This window comes from Burkholderia sp. YHN3-13, assembly GCF_055810675.1.
In genome coordinates, this window is sequence record NZ_JBVVNQ010000002.1 from 532,312 (window position 1) to 550,105 (window position 17,794).

The following is a 17,794-nucleotide window of genomic DNA, read 5'->3' on the forward strand; positions in this document are numbered from 1 at the left end:
ACCTCTGGCGTTCGAATGTCTCGTGTTGCGGGTGTTGTTCTGCTTCAGTGAAACGAGGCGTCAGTGCGCGATCGGCGACACTTCGAAGACGCAGTGGTCGTGGTGCTCGGCCGCGCACTGCACTTCCTTCGACTGCGCGCGCGGTGCACCCTTGCCTTCCGGCGTCGTGTCGTTGACCCAGTCCATCGCGCCCGCGAACCAGCCCGCGAACATGTAGCAGAGCTTGCCTTCCTTGCCCGGCTGCTGGAGCACGAACGACGAGTGGCGCAGCTCGATCTTCGCGCGTGCGGCGGCCGGATCGGCCTCGATGATCGAGAACAGGCCCCAGCCACGCTGCGACAGGCGCTTCAGGTAGTGCTCGAACACGGCCATGCCGGTCAGGCCGTGCAGCTTCGCTTCCTTGTCGCACCAGTGGTAGGCGGATTTGTAGCCGGCCTTGTAGAGGATCTCGGCATACGCGTCGACGCCGAGCGCTTCCTCGACGGCGACGTGGTTGTTCGTGAAGAAGTGGCGCGGCACGTACAGCATCGGCAGCGCGTCGGTGGTCCAGACGCCGGTATCGGGATCGACGTTGATCGGCAGTTGCGGTTGCATCGTGGTGACTCCGTGAGGAAATTGGCCGCGCGGTTCAGCGCGCAGGCGCGACATCGTCCGCGCGCCCGCGCGGCTTGCGCGGGCGCGTCCCGATTTTTCTAATGTTGAATCGCGGGTAGCGGTTCGGCGGGATGCGGCGCTTACGCGCCCCACACGTCCTTGAACACGCGCACCCAGTTCTCGCCCATGATCTTGCGGATCCGCGACTCCTTCCAGCCGTGGCGTTCCATCGCCGCGGTCAAGTTCGGGAATTCGCCGATCGTGCGGATGCCATCCGGGTTGATCACCTTGCCGAAGTTCGTCAGCTGGCGATAGCGGCCCTTGTCATGCGTCAGCATGTCGAAGAACTCCTTCGCGAAATCCTGCGTGAAGTCCGTGCCGATGCCGACCGCGTCTTCGCCGATCAGGTTCACGACGTAGTCGATCGCCTCGATGTAGTCGTCGATGTTCGCTTCGATCCCGCGCTTCAGGAACGGCGCGAACATCGTCACGCCGACGAAGCCGCCCGCATCGGCGATCTCCTTGAGCTGCGCGTCGCTCTTGTTGCGCGGATGCTCTTTCAGGCCCGACGGCAGGCAGTGCGAGTAGCACACCGGCTTCTTCGAGAACGCGATCGCTTCCGACGACGTGTTGCCGCCCACATGCGACAGGTCGACCATGATGCCGACGCGGTTCATCTCGGTGATCACTTCGCGGCCGAAGTCCGACAGCCCGCCGTCGCGCTCGTAGCAGCCGGTGCCGACCAGGTTCTGCGTGTTGTAGCAGAGCTGTACCACGCGCACGCCCATGTCGGCGAACGCTTCGATGTAGCCGAGGTTGTCCTCGAATGCATGCGCGTTCTGGAAGCCGAGGATGATCCCGGTCTTGCCTTCCTTCTTCGCGCGGAAGATGTCGTCCGTCGTGCGCACGAGCGTGAGCAGCTCGCCGTTGTCGCGGATCTTCTTCTTCATCACGCCGATGTTGTCGACGGTCTTGGTGAAGTTCTCCCACACCGACACCGTGCAGTTCGCGGCCGTGATGCCGCCCTTGCGCATGTCCTCGAACACCGGCTTCTCGAACTTCGAAATGTTCAGTCCGTCGATGATGATGCTGTCCTGATGCAGCGTGCTCATATCCGCTCTCGCTCGTGGGTCTGTTCTTGTGGGATCGATCAGTAGATCGGGAAGCGCTCGCAAAGCGCGAAGATCTCGCGGCGCACGCGCTGTTCGGTCGCGGGGTCGCCTTCCGGATTCGCGCGCAGCGCGTCGAACACCTCGAGGATCAGGCGGCCGATTTCGCGGAACTCCGCCACGCCGAAGCCGCGCGTCGTGCCCGCCGGCGTGCCGAGACGGATGCCCGACGTGACGGTCGGCTTCTCCGTGTCGAACGGGATGCCGTTCTTGTTGCAGGTGATGCCCGCGCGTTCCAGCGCCTGCTCGACCGGCGCGCCCTTCAGGCCCTTCGGGCGCAGGTCGACCAGCAGCAGGTGGTTGTCGGTGCCGCCCGTGACGAGATCGACGCCGCCGGCCTTCAGCACTTCGCCGAGCGCCTGCGCGTTCGCGAGCACGTTGTCGATGTAGGTCTTGAAATCGGCATGCAGCACTTCGCCGAACGCGACGGCCTTGCCGGCGATCACGTGCATCAGCGGGCCGCCCTGCAGGCCGGGGAACACGGCCGAGTTGATCTTCTTCGCGATGTCCTCGTCGTTGGTCAGCACGAAGCCGCCGCGCGGGCCGCGCAGCGTCTTGTGCGTGGTCGACGTGACGACGTGCGCGTGCTCGACCGGGTTCGCGTGGCGGCCGGCGGCGATCACGCCGGCGATGTGCGCCATGTCGACCATCAGCTTCGCGCCGACGCTGTCGGCGATCGCGCGGAAGCGCGCGAAGTCGAGCGCACGCGGGTAGGCCGAGAAACCGGCGATGATCAGGTTCGGCTTGTGTTCGTGGGCAAGCGCCTCGACCTGGTCGTAGTCGATCCGCATCGTGTCGCGGTTTACGCCGTACTGAACGGCGTTGAACCACTTGCCCGACAGCGCCGGCTTCGCGCCGTGCGTCAGGTGGCCGCCGGCATCCAGCGACATGCCGAGCACCGTGTCGCCCGGCTTGGCCAGCGCGAGCATCACCGAGCCGTTCGCCTGCGCGCCCGAGTGCGGCTGCACGTTCGCATAACCGGCGTTGAAGATCTGCTTCACGCGCTCGATTGCCAGCGCCTCGACTTCATCGGCGAACTCGCAGCCGCCGTAGTAACGCTTGCCGGGATAGCCTTCCGCGTACTTGTTGGTCAGTACCGAGCCTTGCGCCTCGAGCACGGCGCGCGACACGATGTTTTCCGACGCGATCAGCTCGACCTGCGACTGCTGACGCTCGAGTTCCTTCAGGATGGCGCTGCGCACCGGCGCGTCGCGCTCGGCAAGGGGCTGCGAGAAGAAAGGCTGGGTGTTCGACATAGTGCGTCCGTGACGAAGAATAAAGGGCTGCAACCGAAGCTCAAGGCCCGCCCTGCCTGGGTTTCCCGCTACGCCAGTGCAAGGCTGCCGACGGCTCTATTCTTGTCGTTCGGATTTTCGGCGGATTGATGAATTTAGACGCGTTCTTTGCCTTTTCCGCCATGCGCGTCCGTTTTGTACAAGTGACCGGTCGTGCTTTTCGGGATGACCAACCCAAACGGTATCGGCCGTTCACCTATGGATACGCACACCGGCAGTGCGTTTGCCGCCCGGTCGGGGTGCGGCATGTCACGGTTACGGTGCAGTGCAGCATGGGCCTGACGCCCAGGCAACGTATGGAGCTAGGGTTTAGCCGTATGGCACGCTTGTTGCGCTCGCTCACACAATACCGCAGCCCGATGCGTGCCCTTCGGGCATAAAGCTATTAGAGATTCTAGGAACGCTCCCCATGTCGCCCGACCGCACAGCGTCGCTGTCCCACTTCGCGTTCATGCCGTTACCGAATTTCACGATGATCGCGTTCACCAATGCGATCGAGGTGCTTCGGATGGCGAACTACCTGAGCGGCCAGCCGCTCTACCGCTGGTCGGTGATCAGCCCGGACGGCGGCCCGGTCACGGCGAGCAACGGCCTGACGGTCGACACGGGCCCGGCCGAATGCGCGGGGCAGCCCGACATCGTGTTCGTGTGCGGCGGCGTCGACGTGCAGCGTGCGACGACGCCGGCCCATCTGTCGACGCTGCGCCGTTTCGCACGCTCGGGCATCCCGCTTGGCAGCCTGTGCACGGGCACCTATGCACTCGCGAAGTCGGGACTGCTCGCGGGCTACGCGTGCGCGATCCACTGGGAGAACATGTCGGCGCTGAAGGAAGAGTTTCCGGACACGCGCTTCCTGAAGGAACTGTTCGTGATCGATCGCGACCGCATCACGTGCACGGGCGGCGTCGCGCCGCTCGACATGATGCTGAACCTGATCGCCGCGCGCGTGGGCACCGCGCGCGTCACGCAGATCGCCGAGCAATTCATCGTCGAACACGTGCGCGACACGAGCGCGCAACAACGCATGCCGCTCGTCGCGCGGCTTGGCTCGGCGAACAAGTCGCTGTTCGAAGTGATCTCGCTGATGGAGAACAACATCGAGGAGCCGCTGTCGCGCGAGGAACTCGCGCGGCTCGCGAACATGTCGCAGCGGCAACTGCAGCGCCTGTTCCGCGAGCACCTCGGCATGACGCCCACGCATTACTACCTGACGCTGCGGTTGCGCCGCGCGCGCGAGTTGCTGCTGCAGACCGACATGTCGATCATGCACATCACGATGGCGTGCGGCTTCCAGTCGGCGTGCCACTTCAGCAAGAGCTATCGCGACGCATTCGGCGTCGCGCCGACGCGCGAGCGCCGCAAGCAGGTCGCGCCGCTGTCGCAGGGTGCCGCGAGCGGCGGGTCGAGTTTTCCGGTCCATTCGCTCCATGCCTGAAGCCGGAGCCGAGCCGGGTGTGCAATCAGGCGGTTGAACCGGATTTTTCGGACGACATCGAGCGCGCGCTGCCGCCGCGGCTTGCGATGCCGATTACCTTGTCGGTACATCCGGCCGGCCTGCCGCTCCCGCTCAGTTGTACTGGATCACGAAGTTCAGCGTGGCATTGCCGCTGCCTGCGGTGATCGTGCCTGTCGTGGGCGCATACTTCGCCTTGCCCGAAAAGCGGTAGACCTCGCCGTCCGGGCTCGAGCGGTTCCAGTCCATCGTCAGCGCGTCGGCCTGGGTGAATGGCAGCTTCACGCCCTTGTCGCTCGTCAACGCAATGCCGACACCGGCGGCGACACCCGGCGTGCCGCGTCCAGTCAGACGCAACAGGCCCGCAGCCTCCTTGTCGCCTTCGAAGTACACCTTCACCGGAAGCGGATTGCCCGGCTTGTTGGTCCCGCACGCGACTTCAAGCGAGAACGGATGTTCCGCTGCCCGGCCGCCCTTGATCCGTTCGATCGGCTCCTTGTCCATCCGCACATTGGTGACGGGCGTCGTGGTCTGGCAGCCGCCGAAATAGATGTTGTTCGTCACCTGTGTCGTGCCCCTCCCATTGATAAGGCGACGGAGGATCTTGCCGGACGGATCCTTGGCGGCATCGAAGACCGCATTGAACGCGAGCGATACGGTGCCGCCCGGCCCCACATTCTTCGCCGTTCTGACCAGTTCCGCTCTCACCTTGTGCGGCGGATACAAAACGGGCGCACCGCCTCCCAGAATCGTGGATCCACTGGGATAGGTCATCGGCGGAATATCTCCTGCCGCGTTACCGAAGTCGACAAATACAAATCTCACGCCAATGCCGTCCACGCTGGTTTTGTATACGCCTTTGTATCCGGAAACCAGTTGACCATCCGGCACCGTCATCGACAATGTAGCCTTGGTGTCCCAACACGCGGTGCTGATTCCGGTCCCCGCCGCCGCAAACGTAACCTCGGCGCGCGCCAGCACGTCGCCAACAGGCGCCGCCGCGACGTTCATCGTTGCGGGAAACGTCACGTTGTAGGTGCCACCGGCCCACTCACCGTCGTTGTCACAATAGCCCAACGCGGTCCCCGACCAGATCAACGAGCCGACAACCATTGCCGCTCGAAGCCAGCGAAGCTTTTTATCAAAAATGCCATTCATTTCGACAAAATCCGTGATGTTGAAACGTGCTAAAAACGTCACGCGCCGGTTGGGCCGTGACGGCATGACACCGCAAGGCGACATCGTGTGACGCCTCGGTTTGTCAACGCGGACGAGAGATGAATCAGGTATCACGGGAAAGTCATTGCCATTTCCCGTTCAGCCTATCTCGCGCGTGGCTTCCAGTCGGCGAGCCATTCCAACAAACGCTGTCGCGACGCGTTCGGCGTCACGTCGACGCGAGAGCGCTGCACGCAGGTCGCGGCGCTCTCGCGGGGGGGCGAACGGTGTTCGAGCTTTCCGGGCCATTCGCTTTATGCCTGGAGCCCATGCTGAGCCGAATGTTCAATCAGGCGGCTGAACCCTATTTTTTCGGACGATATCGCGAACACACTATCGCCGCGGCTTGCGACGCCGATTACCTTCTCGGTACATCCTGCCTGTCAACCACGCTCAGTTGTACTGGATGACGAAGTTCAGCGTGGCATTGCCGCGGCCGGCAGTGATCGCGCCTGTCGTGGGCGCATACTTCGCCTTGCCCGTAAAGCGATATACCTCGCCATCCGGGCTGGAGCGGTTCCAGTCCATTGTCAGCGCATCACCCTGGTTGAACGGCAGCTTGACGCCCCTGTCGCTCGTCAACGCGATGCCGACACCGGCGGCAACACCCGGCGTACCGCGCTCGGACAGGCGCAACAAGCCTGCTGCCGCGTTATCGCCTTCGAAGTACACCTTCACCGGCAGCGGATTGCCCGGCTTGTTGGTTCCACATGCAACTTCGAGCGAGAACGGATGTTCCGCTGCCCGGCCGCCCTTGATCCGTTCGATGGGCTCCTTGCCCATTCGTATATTGGTGATGGGTGTTGTCGTCTTGCAGCCGCCGAAGTAGATGTTATTGATTACCCGCGTCGTGCCTCGCCCGTTGATGTAGAGCTGGGTCATCCCGGCAGCACCGAAGGCTGCGTTGAACGCGAGCGACACGCTGCCGCCGGATGCCACATTCGTTGCCGTTCTGACCAGTTCCATTCTCACCTTGTATGGGGCGATATAATAGGAAGTAGGGTAGTTGGGATTCCCCCCGATGGCAGACCACGGCGGAACATATTCTCGCGTTCCTACAAACACGAATCTCACGCCAATACCGTCTACATTGGTTTTATAGACACTGTTGTACCCGGGCACCAGTTGGCCATCCTGCACCGTGATCGTAAAGTCGATCCGATCCGGAGACCAACACGCGACGGTCTTGCTGGCGTCGAGCGCCATGTATTCAATCTCGGAACGCGCCAGCACCCCGCCCACCGGGGCAGCCGCGATGTTCATCGTTGCCGGCAATGTCACGTCGAAAGTGTTCAGCCTCCAAGAACCACTGTATCGGCATTCGCCAAACGCAGCCCCCGCCCAGATCAACGAGCTGGCAACCATTGCTGCCCGCATCCAACGCAGTTTCTTTTCAGACATTCCGTCCCTTTCAATAAATTCCATCACGTGCAGACGTGTGATGTGTGTCATCCGGTGGTCGGTAAGCGACAGCATGGCCGCGCGAAGCAGAACGGCAGCGAGGTTTTGGAAATGGTTCGATGATGCAGCGTCGTTTCCCGTATCTCCGGATGGAGAAGTGCCGTTCGAATGCGCTTCAGCGCGCGCCAACAACCGTACCGGCACGCATGCACATCGCCGCCTGCCGCTCGTAGGCCAGTTCCTTGTTCTGCGTCGGCAATTGATAGGACAGCTTGCAGCTGTTGTCGCCCCACCGCACGTCGATGCTGCCCTTGTCCTCGATGCCGAACACCAGCAACCGCGACTGGTTGTCCACCATGCCCAGCAGCTTGCCCTTCGCGTCGTAGGCTTGCGCGCCGAACGGCACCTTGCCGCCTCCGTCCTGACCCAGCTCGAACTGCACCCGGCGCCCCGATTCCGCTTCGAAGCGGGTCCTCACGATGGCCCCGCGAGTCGGGACCACCGACTTCGCGTTGTCGGTGATCTCGGTCTGCATGCCGATGCTCGACGGATCGATGTTCAGCCAGTTCTGGCGATACGGTTGCAGATACGGCACGACCGCGTAGCCGCGCCGGTCGGTGCGGATCGTCGACGCTCCGCCGAACGTCACGTCGCGCACCTTCGGCACCTCCACCACCGCGAACGTCTCGCCGAGCGGCTGGCCGAGCGTGATGCCGCCGCCATGCACGACGACGGAGCCCGATACGCCCGCGTCGAAATGGCGGCCCGAACGATCCTGCGTGAAGTTGCCGGTCAGCTTCGCGTTCCGCGTATCCCAGCCCGCGCTCACGCCGCCCGAGCCGCCGCCGCTGCGGCTGTAGCCGGTCTGCACGCCGTAGTTGATGGTGTTGCTGTCGTTCAGGTAACCCGACGCGCCGGTCTGCACGTTGAATTCGCCGCGCGTCGACGACACCGCGTTCGCGTACAGGCGATGCGAACTCGACGCCTTGCCCAGCGGAATGCTCACCGACACGTTGAACTGCGTGTCCGGGCGCCCGAACGGCCCCGACTCCTGGATGTGCGACGCCGACACGCTGTAGCTGACGTTCTTGTAGCTGTTGCTGTAGCCGACCTGCAGGCGCCGACTGTGTCCTTCACCGTTCCAGTAGGTCGTGTCGCCGATGCCGGCGAACATCGAGCCACTGCCGAGCGGCTGGTTGACGTTCACGTCCAGCCGGCTTTTCTGACGCGCGATGCGCGGCCCGTAGGTGCGATCCGTGTCTTCGACGTGCTGGCTCAGCGTGCGGTAGCCATCCGTCGAATAGCGGTAGCCGACCATCGTGAACGTCGTGTTGGTCGAATGGAGCGTCTTCGAATACAGGAACCGCAAGCTCTGCCCTTGCCGGGTGCCCGACGACGTGCGCGACCGGCTCGTCGTGACATCCAGCGACATGCCGCCGATGCGCGTATTCACGCCGATACCGAGAGCGGCCGCCACGTAGTTTTCCGCGGCGATGATGCCGCCATAACCGGTGAAGTTGTCGGACATGCCGTACACCAGCGTGCCCTGCGTGAACTTCGGGCTCGACTGGCCCTGGACGCGATACTGACCGGCGGAAAACGCGTACCGCAGGCTGCCGCGCCGAACCATCACCGGCAGGTACGAGTACGGCTGGGTGAACCGGCGCACGCGGCCGTCGGCTTCGGTAATCCGGATCTCGAGGTCGCCGTTCGAACCGCTCGGATAGATATCGGTGATTTCGAACGCGCCAGGCGGCACGGGCGTCGAATAGATCACGTAGCCGTTCTGCCGCACCTCCACGACCGCGTTGCTCTCGGCGATCCCGCGCACGATCGGCGCAAAGCCGACTTCGCTGTCCGGCAACATGCCGAGATCGGTGCCGGCCTGCGCACCGACGAAGCGCACGCTGTCGAAGATGTCGCCCGACGTATACAGTTCGCCGGCCGCCACCTTGCTGCGCAGACGCCGGATGTCGCGCTCGACGTAGGTCCGGTTGCTGGTGAAGCTGCTCTTCGCGCCCTTGGTGCCGGTAAGGGTCGATTCGTTGCGGAAGCGCCAGCCGCCGGCATTGAAGCCGCTGCGCAAACCGACGAAGTAAGACTCGTTGCCGTAGCCGCTGCCATCGTTGCGGCTGTAGTTGGCCTGGTAGTCGGTGTACAGCGCGGGGATGCCGTCGTCCCACAGCGACTGGTCGACGTAGCCGCGCGACGTGCGCGACACGTAGAGCTGCGGAAAGCTGATGTTCAGCGAGAGCGTATTGGACTCGAACTCCACCGAAGCGCCATCCGCCACGGCGGGCAAGTCGACGATCGTCTCGTCGTCCGCGCCTGCAGCGATACGCCCGTCCTTTTCCAGCCGCGCGATGTTGACGCCGGCCGTGCGCAACAACCCGAGCGTCACCATCGGCTTGACGGTGCCGTCGGCGTCCGCGCGGAACGCGACGTCCTGGCGCTTGGCCAGCGTGTGATTCAGGTAGATGTCGACGTCGTAGCGGCCGGGCGACACCGCGCTGCCCTTCTCGAAGTAGCTCAGCTCGACCGGCCCTTCGCCCTTGCGCAGAAAGGACTCGTTGAACTCGACCGCGTGGCCGGTCGCAGGCAGTACCAAACCGATCAATGCAAGGCACGGCGCGCCGATTTGCGCGGCGGTCCTGACATCGACTTCCTTCCTGACGTTCTCCATACCCTTTCTCTATGTTGATTCACCTCCCGAGTGGCATCGCAGGCGCGAACGGTCCACTCCCCACGGCAAGGGCCCGGGGATGACGAAGTTGAGGAGCAATACGACCTGCGGAACCGGCGATGTCAGCCGGCAGTACCGTCATGGGCTTCGACGGCACCGTAGTCGTTGATCGATTCGAAGTGGACCTTGACGCCGGTCTCCGCGACGGAGGCCGGCAGGCCCTTGACGGCGAAATGACGCGTGGCGGAAGGCGGCACCATCTCGGCTTGCGCGTCATAGTCGCGACCGCCGCTCTGCACCTTGACCGATGCCAGCGACACGAAGAAGGGCGACGGATTGTTGACTTCGAGTTGTGTCTGGCCGTCGCGTTGAACCACCTTCCAGCGCAGTTGCGCGGGCGCTTCCTCGACCTTGCCGGGCAGTCCGGCGGGCCGGTAGAAGAACTTGATGCGCTGACGCACCGCAATCTGCAAAGTGTTGTCGTCCCTCGCTTTCTGCGGAATCTCCTGCACGTTGAGCCAGAACACCGACTCGCGATCGCCGGGCAGGCCCTGACCGTAGTAAAGGACGCGCAGCGTCTGCTGCTTTTCGCCGCCGAGGCGGTTCAATGCCGGCGTGATCGCGAAAGGCACGTCCCCTTTGCCGTCGCTCGTGTCCATCCACGACTGGATCATGACGTCGGCCGACGCGCGGTTGCGAACCAGAATCGACGCCTCCTTGCTCGGCGCGGCCAGCACGACGCGGGTTCCGTCGAGCGTCACGCCGGCGAGCGAAGCCGCCGAAGACAACAGCAGGGAGCCGGCCAGCGCCAGTCCTGCAAAGTGGAATCGTTTCATGTCGAACAGAAAGTCGTTGATCGGGCGGGAAAGCAGCGCCTCCCCGCCCGGAGGTGGATTACTCGTAGGTCAGCGTGAACGGCAGCGTGCCGTTTGCGGTGCCGGCCACGATGTCGACGCCGTTCTTCACGTAGCCGGCGCGCATCGCCAGGTTCGCCGTGTAAGTCGGCGCCGCATCCGTCCCGCCCTTCACCAGCGGTGCGTCGAACGTCTCGTTGGCGTTCAGGTTCAGCAGCGTGCCGGCGGTGTTGTAAATACCGATGCCGACGCCCGCGGCCGTGCCGGTGGTCTTCAGCAGCTTGTTGTTGGTGCTGTCGACGCCCGAACCGCTGGCCGGGTCGAAACGCACCTTCACCGTGGTCAGGCCCTTCGCGGTCGAGCCGCAATCGAGGACGAGGTTGATCGCGGTGCCGGCCGCGATGCCGCCGCCGGCCGTGCCGCCCAGCGCGTCGGTGCTGACCTTGCCCAGCTTGACGTCGATCGACTGCTCGCCCTTGCCGCCGGTCACCGACGTGCCGTTGCCACCCGTGATGCCGCACGATGCGGCCACGATCTCGCCCGTGAAGTTGATCGTGCCGTCCGCCGCGTGAGCCGCGTTCATCGCCGCGAATGCCAACCCCGCTGCCGACATCATCATTGCAATCTTTTTCATTTCTGGTTCACTCAATCGTTAAATGAGAATCTTGAGCGGCCTCGTTCCGATCGGATACGCGTCGCTCAATCATATGTACAACTAACTTCATGAATATTTACAATTCCTTCGTTTCCTCCACCGGCTGAAAATGAGTGAATGGAATCCCTACCCGTTTGACAGGGCCCCGCCGCGAACGTACAACTCGCGGATGTCGAACGTGCCGAGCGCCGCGCGGCTCGATCTCGTCATCGAACACGCGTGTGATTGCCGTCGACAAATAATTGTCGACCCATCACTCCAGTGAATCGTCGTGACGATGTGGCCGATGCCGTCGAACTTGCTGATGATGCTCGACAGGCCCCGAGAAAGCGTCGAGCGAACGATCATCCGTTCTCGTTGGTGGCGAGCACGGAAACGCCCTGATTACATTCGTACAGCTCGCGTCAAACCCCATCCCCCATCGTCGTCCCGCTTTCCGGAAGACGTCGCACAGCGATATCGATTTCTTGTATGCAATTTTAGGGATCGCTCTATCTGCGATCTATGGAACTCGAACTATATTTTCTTGAAAATAAATAGTACAAGTACGATATTTGAAATTTCCGGCTGCACTCCCGAGCCATTACGTGAAACGTTATAAACGGAGCACGGTAACCGTCGCCCGCACCCGCTTCGGGCCGTCGGTTCTTGATGCCGGACCTGGTCGTCGTATCCGCTTCGAACAGGTTCCGGCAGATGCGACGCAGGATCGCAAAGTGTCGGGCGGCGTTTTTACGCGAATCCTGCGCGGGTCTTCACCGCAGGTCACGATCTCAAAAAACAAAAATGCCGTTCAGTTTCATCAACTGAACGGCATCCGGTTTGCCAGACTGATTTCTTCCCGCGCTTACGATCCCCACACCTGCATTTCGTAGAGCGAATAGCCCCACTGCGTCGCGCGCTTCGTGCCGAGCATCCGCACGTAACGACCGCTTCCGTTGAGATTCGGCAGCGTGACGTGGTTATATGAACCGCCGTTGCTCGTCGAATAGAGCGTCGTCCAGTTGACGTTGTCGTTCGATGTCTGGATCTGATAGACAAGCGCGCCCGCATCCCAGTACAGGTCGACGTGATCGATGTGCTTCGTCGCGCCGAGATCGACCGAGACCCATTGCGGATCGACGCCCGCGCCTTCCGGCGAATCCCAGCGCGTGCCCGTCGCGTTGCCGTCGAACGCCTTGTCCGCCGTGAACGACGCGTTGTAGCTCGCCGACGCCGCGGCCGGACGGCCCTGCGACAGCAGCGTCATCTGGGCGGTGGACGGCCCGCCGTAATAGCTCGACCCGAGCTTCGCCTTCGTCGTGTCGGCGTTCACGCCGAACTGCGACAGGCTCCAGCGCTGGCCGGTCGTCACGTCGCCCACATAAAGCTGATAGCCGCCCGCGGTCGTCGACGAGAAGAACAGGTAGTTCGTGCCGCTCGCCGGCGCCGGATCCGAGTTGTTGCTCATGCAGTCGTTGAGCGCCAGCGCATTCGGCACCGACGCCGGGTCGGCCGTCTTCGCATAGATCTGGTCGGCCCCGCCGCTGTCCTTCCAGCGCGCGTAGTACACCATGCCGTCCGCACGCACGATCGGGTAGTACGTCTGCAGCCCGGCCGGATGATCGAACACGGCGGTCGCGCCGGTCGCGATCGTGCGCTTCATCAGCCCCATGCTCGAGCCGGTGCCGGTCGCGTAGTACACGGCGCTCGCGTCCGGCGCGAGGAACGGCATCGAATACTCGGCGCCGGCCGGCGCGTTCGTCAGGCTCACCACCGACGTGAACGCCGGGCCCGCGCTCGTATACGACAGCGTCGCCTGCTTGATGTCGCCGTTCTGCTTGAACACGAGCGTCTTGCCGTCCGCGCTGAACTTCGGGTCTTCGTTGCGCGTGGCGCCCGTGCTGTTCGTCATGTTGACGGGCGGCGTGCCGGCGCCGAGCTGCAGCATGAAGACGTTCCATGCGCCGTTGCTGATGCCCATGAACGCGAGCCACTTGCCGTCGGGGCTGAACACGCCGTTCATCGGATCGGTGATGCCCCACGTGCTCTTGCTCAACTGCGTCAGCGTATGCGCCGAAAAATCGTAGAGGAACAGCTGGCTCGTGCCGTCTCCGTACTTGACATAGCTGTGATAGACAAGCTTGCCGGTCAACGCGGCGGGAAACGTCGCGTTCGGCTGGGCGGCGGGATTGCTGGTACAGGTTGCGGCTGCGGCGCCGCTGAACAGGTTGAGGGCGAGGCCGGCCACGAGACCGGCGACGAGAGTTTTCAATTTCACGCTGGATGCTTCCGAGTAGGGTCAGGATGCCGCGGACGAGAACCCGCGCACGCCACTGGGTCATGGAGCCACGGCCGTACGGCGTGGATTCCGTCTCGGTCGGTCATCGGGAATGGAACGTGCTGGAGAATGCCCGTTTATCAGACGAAAGAACAGCATCAGAGCACTCAAAAAACATGCGGATCAGCGATTGGGGGCGCGCTTGCACGCGACGGGTGCCGTGCCCTACTCTGTTTTTCAGCGAGGCTTCGAGCGGCCGGGGGGCAGGCATGAAGCGATATGCGGCGCTGGCACAGACGATCGCCGACGCGATCCGGCGCGGCGACCTGGCAGCCGGCGAGCGTATCCCCACCGTGCGCGCGGCATGCCGCGCGCATCGGGTCAGTCCATCCACCGTGTTTCGCGCGTACTACGCGCTCGAAAGCGAGGGTCTGATCGTCGCGCGGGCACGGTCCGGCTATTTCGTGGCGGACCTCGACGACAAGCACGTGCGGTTCGGCCACGATCCGCCGCGCAAGCCGGGCACCGCGCCAACCGGCGAAAAAGACGTGCTGTTCCGCCTGCTCGACTCCCTCCGACGCGAGGACGTCGTGCCGCTCGGCTCGGCGTTCGCCAGCTATTCGCTGTTCCCGATGAGCAGCCTGTGGCGTCACGTCGCGTCCGCGGCCCGCAACATGGACCTCACGAAACTGCTGTCGGGATTGCCGCCCGGCAACGATGCATTGCGACGACAGATTGCCCTGCGTTACCTGAACGCGGGCGCCGCATTGCCGATGGACGAAATCGTCATCACGACCGGCGCGCTCGAAGCGCTGACGCTCAGCCTGCAGGCGCTGACGCGCCCCGGCGACCTCGTCGCGATCGAACGGCCCGCGTTCCACGCGGTGCTGCAGACCGTGCAGCGCCTGCACCTGAAGGCCGTCGAGATTCCGGTCGACCCGCGCGCGGGCCTCGACCTCGATGCGCTTGCCGCGGCGCTCGACGCGCATCCGGTACGCGCGTGCTGGTTCATGACGTCGTTCCACAACCCGACCGGCGCGACGTTGACCGAAGAACGCAAACGCGCGCTGATCGACCTGCTCGCGTCGCGCGGCGTGCCGCTGATCGAGGACGACGTGTATGGCGAGCTGCATTTCGGCCCGTCGCCGACGCGGCCCGCGAAACTGTATGACGACAGCGGGCTCGTGCTGCATTGCGGGTCGTTCTCGAAGTGCCTCGCGCCCGGGTTCCGGATCGGCTGGGTCGCGGCGGGACGCTTCGCGCAGCAGATCCGGCAGGCCCAGATCACGCGCGCGCCGGCTGCCGACGTGCCTGCGCAACTGGCGATTTCGAGCTACCTGCGCGACGGCGCATACGACCGCTTCCTGCGCAAGCTGCGACGCAATCTCGCCGCGCACCAGGCGCAGATGCTCTCGGCCGTACGGGCCTATTTTCCGGCGGACACCGAAGTGTTCGCGCCGCGCGGCGGGTATTTTCTATGGATCGAACTGCCGCCGCACGTCGATGCGATGCACCTGTTCGACGCTGCCATGGAAAGCGGCGTCAGCATCGCGCCGGGGCCGATCTTTTCCGCGACCGGCGGATTCCGCCGCTACCTGCGGCTCAACTACGGCCGGCCGTGGACGCCGGCCGTCGAGCGCGCGATGGAGACCGTCGGAACGCTCGCGGCCCGGCAACGACACGACGGTTAGCGCGAAACATGCGGCCCGCGACGACCGACATCGTCCTTGCGTTTCGCGTGCAACCGGCCAAGAATGAACGTCGGGTAGCCGCGGACGAACGGGTTCCACAAGTCCGATGTTATGGAGAATCGCATGAACACCGACTGCGAGCGACGGCCAGCATGTGCTCCGGCGGCGGCGCCCGCCCGCCGCTGACGATGCGCGTCCTGCCCAACCGGCACGTTCGCGCGCGCGATGCGTGGCGCGCCGTGCTGAATGCGCGCGTCGAATCGCGACCGTGCACCGCTTGCCGCTGCAGGGAATGCGGTTTCGTGGCTCTCCACGCACTCGAGCATTGCCCCGTCTGCGGCCAATGGGACTGGCCGTTCGATCCGGTTCGCAGCACGCCCCGCCACGCACACGCGATGCATGCGCGGCGATCCTCACACACGTGGCCGTCGCGCATCGCGCGTACGTTGCGCGACGCGGCCTTCCGGCAGCCGAGCGCGTCGAGCGCACCGATCCTGAGCATCGTGACACTCGTGCTGCTGGTCGGCGGTTATGTGATGGTCGACCGCACCTGCAAGACCGATCCCGTCTGTAAAGGATCCGGCGCACCGTCCGCGTCGGCGACCGAGACGCATCCGCTTGCGGCGAACGATCCGGTGCTGCCCGTGTTGCCGGCGCCGGCCTATCCGTTTCATTCGACTGACGGCGCGCAGCAGGCGGCCATTCCGCCCCGCGGCGACGCGAACGCCACTCCGCCGGCAAGCAAGATGCAGGTTGCACAGGCCGCGCCGTCGATGCGCGCCCCCGACCGGAAACGCGCCGACACGGTTCGCGTGGCGGACTGGAAAAGCAGCCGCGATGCCGCGCATCGCACGCATCCGATGCGTCGCGTGAGCCTGCCTGTTCGCCACCGGCGGTACACCGCATCCGGCCACGCCGAGATCGCGAAACTCTATCGCGGCCACTGAGCGCGGGCCTCGCCGCTCGCACTGGACGATTCGCGTTCCGAACCGATCTTCCGCCCCCCCCCTCGATCGCCTCGGGCCCGCAACAAAAACGGGCGGCCCGTTTCCGGAGCCGCCCGTTTCCTTCGATGCGCAGCGAACGAACGCTAGCGCATCAGGCCGCCAGCAACCCGTGCGGGTCGATGACGAATTTGCGCGGCGCGCCGCCGTCGAACTTCTTGTAGCCTTCCGGCGCCTGGTCGAGCGAAATCACCTCGACGTTGACGATCTTCGCGATCGGCAGCCGGTCGAACAGGATCGCCTGCATCAGGTTGCGGTTGTACTTCAGCACCGGCGTCTGGCCCGTGAAGAACGAGTGCGACTTCGCCCAGCCGAGGCCGAAACGGATGCTCAGGCTGCCGTGCTGCGCGGCCTTGTCCTTCGCGCCCGGATCGTCCGTCACGTACAGGCCCGGGATGCCGATCGCGCCGGCCGGCCGCGTGATTTCCATCAGCGAGTTCAGCACCGTCGCGGGCGCTTCCTCCGCGTGGCCCGACGAACCGTGGCCGTGCGCCTCGAAGCCGACGCAGTCGACCGCGCAGTCGATCTCGGGCACGCCGAGGATCTGCTCGATCTGCTCGCCGAGCGATGCGTCCTTCGACAGGTCGACCGTCTCGAAGCCCATCGCGCGCGCATGCGCGAGCCGTTCCGCGTTCATGTCGCCGACGATCGTGACGGCCGCGCCGAGCAGGCGGGCCGACGCCGCAGCGGCCATGCCGACCGGGCCCGCGCCCGCGATATAGACCGTCGAGCCCGGCTTCACGCCCGCGCTCACCGCACCGTGATAACCGGTCGGCAGAATGTCGGACAGGCAGGTCAGGTCGCGGATCTTCGCCATCGCCTGGTCGCGGTCCGGGAATTTCAGCAGGTTGAAATCGGCGTACGGCACAAGCACGTACTCGGCCTGGCCGCCGATCCAGCCGCCCATGTCGACGTAGCCGTAAGCGCCGCCGGCGCGCGACGGGTTCACGTTCAGGCACACGCCCGTATGCGTGTCCTTGCACATCGCGCAGCGGCCGCAGGCCACGTTGAACGGCACCGACACGAGATCGCCGAGCTTCAGCGTCTCGACGTCGCGGCCCACCTCGACCACTTCGCCGGTGATCTCGTGACCGAGCACGAGGCCGACCGGTGCGGTCGTGCGGCCGCGCACCATGTGCTGGTCGGAGCCGCAGATGTTCGTGCTGACGACTTTCAGGATCACGCCGTGGCCGATCGCGCGGCCGCTCGGGTCGACCATTTTCGGATAATCGATTTTCTGGACTTCGACCTGGCCCGGTCCAAGATAGACGACACCTCGATTGCTGCTCATCGTATTGTCTCCATGTCTCGTTGGATGACGCCGCGGCGCGCCGGCTCGTACGGCGCACGCGCGACGTGCTGTTCGAGAGTAGTCCCGGAGGCAGGGGCGCCGATGTCTCAAACGCGACATGCGTTTGATCGACGCCGACATCGATGGCGGAAATACGAAAGTCGGACGGGAACCGCCGGGCAGGATCCGGACCGGACGCGCGGGGGTCGGACCGGCCCTCGCGGCC

General features: G+C 64.3%; 15 protein-coding genes. 4 read left to right on the plus strand and 11 right to left on the minus strand.

Going from position 1 to position 17,794, the window contains the following annotated elements; all coding sequences use genetic code 11:
- Nucleotides 1-60: 60 nt before the first annotated feature.
- The 3 genes from AC0KUR_RS07295 to AC0KUR_RS07305 all read right to left on the minus strand — a co-directional run bounded on the left by AC0KUR_RS07295 (nucleotide 61) and on the right by AC0KUR_RS07305 (nucleotide 3,019).
- Nucleotides 61-594, minus strand: a complete 534-nt coding sequence (locus tag AC0KUR_RS07295; protein ID WP_034186089.1) for a DUF5943 domain-containing protein — start codon at nucleotides 592-594, stop codon at nucleotides 61-63.
- 140 nt (nucleotides 595-734) lie between these two features.
- Entirely contained in the window at nucleotides 735-1,706 is a 972-nt protein-coding gene (locus tag AC0KUR_RS07300; RefSeq protein ID WP_034186088.1) for a dipeptidase, read from the minus strand.
- A gap of 38 nt (nucleotides 1,707-1,744) precedes the next feature.
- The gene (locus AC0KUR_RS07305) at nucleotides 1,745-3,019 is read right to left on the minus strand and encodes a serine hydroxymethyltransferase (protein WP_034186087.1); all 1,275 of its coding nucleotides are present in this window, start codon (nucleotides 3,017-3,019) and stop codon (nucleotides 1,745-1,747) included.
- Between the two features lie 448 nt (nucleotides 3,020-3,467).
- Here AC0KUR_RS07305 and AC0KUR_RS07310 point away from each other — a divergent pair, with 448 nt between their 5' ends.
- Nucleotides 3,468-4,493, plus strand: a complete 1,026-nt coding sequence (locus AC0KUR_RS07310) for a GlxA family transcriptional regulator (protein ID WP_034186086.1) — start codon at nucleotides 3,468-3,470, stop codon at nucleotides 4,491-4,493.
- A 132-nt stretch (nucleotides 4,494-4,625) separates the two neighbouring features.
- Here AC0KUR_RS07310 and AC0KUR_RS07315 read toward each other — a convergent pair whose 3' ends face one another.
- The 6 genes from AC0KUR_RS07315 to AC0KUR_RS07340 form a co-directional block, all read right to left on the minus strand.
- Nucleotides 4,626-5,711 (minus strand): fimbrial protein, encoded by a 1,086-nt coding sequence (locus tag AC0KUR_RS07315; RefSeq protein WP_185732740.1) that lies wholly within the window; start codon nucleotides 5,709-5,711, stop codon nucleotides 4,626-4,628.
- A 411-nt stretch (nucleotides 5,712-6,122) separates the two neighbouring features.
- Nucleotides 6,123-7,205 carry a fimbrial protein gene (locus AC0KUR_RS07320; RefSeq protein ID WP_034186085.1) on the minus strand — a complete coding sequence of 361 codons (1,083 nt, stop codon included), beginning with the start codon at nucleotides 7,203-7,205 and terminating at the stop codon, nucleotides 6,123-6,125.
- A 100-nt stretch (nucleotides 7,206-7,305) separates the two neighbouring features.
- Entirely contained in the window at nucleotides 7,306-9,813 is a 2,508-nt protein-coding gene (locus AC0KUR_RS07325) for a fimbria/pilus outer membrane usher protein (protein ID WP_034186084.1), read from the minus strand.
- A 122-nt stretch (nucleotides 9,814-9,935) separates the two neighbouring features.
- A complete protein-coding gene (locus tag AC0KUR_RS07330) occupies nucleotides 9,936-10,649 on the minus strand; it encodes a fimbrial biogenesis chaperone (RefSeq protein WP_049030638.1) in 714 nt (237 codons plus the stop codon).
- A gap of 58 nt (nucleotides 10,650-10,707) precedes the next feature.
- Nucleotides 10,708-11,301, minus strand: coding sequence for a fimbrial protein (locus AC0KUR_RS07335; RefSeq protein ID WP_034186082.1), 594 nt, complete (start codon nucleotides 11,299-11,301; stop codon nucleotides 10,708-10,710).
- A 147-nt stretch (nucleotides 11,302-11,448) separates the two neighbouring features.
- Nucleotides 11,449-11,670 carry a hypothetical protein gene (locus AC0KUR_RS07340; protein ID WP_034186081.1) on the minus strand — a complete coding sequence of 74 codons (222 nt, stop codon included), beginning with the start codon at nucleotides 11,668-11,670 and terminating at the stop codon, nucleotides 11,449-11,451.
- A gap of 239 nt (nucleotides 11,671-11,909) precedes the next feature.
- Between AC0KUR_RS07340 and AC0KUR_RS07345 the strand changes: the two genes are divergently transcribed.
- Complete coding sequence (locus AC0KUR_RS07345; protein WP_124607595.1) at nucleotides 11,910-12,197, plus strand: hypothetical protein; 288 nt, start codon at nucleotides 11,910-11,912, stop codon at nucleotides 12,195-12,197.
- Here the strand turns inward: AC0KUR_RS07345 and AC0KUR_RS07350 are convergent.
- Nucleotides 12,170-13,582: a discoidin domain-containing protein gene (locus AC0KUR_RS07350; RefSeq protein WP_473375619.1), complete on the minus strand. Its 1,413-nt coding sequence runs from the start codon at nucleotides 13,580-13,582 to the stop codon at nucleotides 12,170-12,172. The two genes, AC0KUR_RS07345 and AC0KUR_RS07350, sit on opposite strands and share 28 nt — an antisense overlap.
- Before the next feature lie 269 nt (nucleotides 13,583-13,851).
- Here AC0KUR_RS07350 and AC0KUR_RS07355 point away from each other — a divergent pair, with 269 nt between their 5' ends.
- Nucleotides 13,852-15,273 carry an aminotransferase-like domain-containing protein gene (locus AC0KUR_RS07355; protein WP_473375620.1) on the plus strand — a complete coding sequence of 474 codons (1,422 nt, stop codon included), beginning with the start codon at nucleotides 13,852-13,854 and terminating at the stop codon, nucleotides 15,271-15,273.
- Between the two features lie 188 nt (nucleotides 15,274-15,461).
- Nucleotides 15,462-16,220, plus strand: a complete 759-nt coding sequence (locus tag AC0KUR_RS07360) for a hypothetical protein (RefSeq protein ID WP_301742267.1) — start codon at nucleotides 15,462-15,464, stop codon at nucleotides 16,218-16,220.
- Between the two features lie 151 nt (nucleotides 16,221-16,371).
- Here the strand turns inward: AC0KUR_RS07360 and fdhA are convergent, their stop codons facing one another.
- A complete protein-coding gene (fdhA, locus tag AC0KUR_RS07365; protein WP_006488979.1) occupies nucleotides 16,372-17,568 on the minus strand; it encodes a formaldehyde dehydrogenase, glutathione-independent in 1,197 nt (398 codons plus the stop codon).
- Between the last annotated feature and the right edge of the window lie 226 nt (nucleotides 17,569-17,794).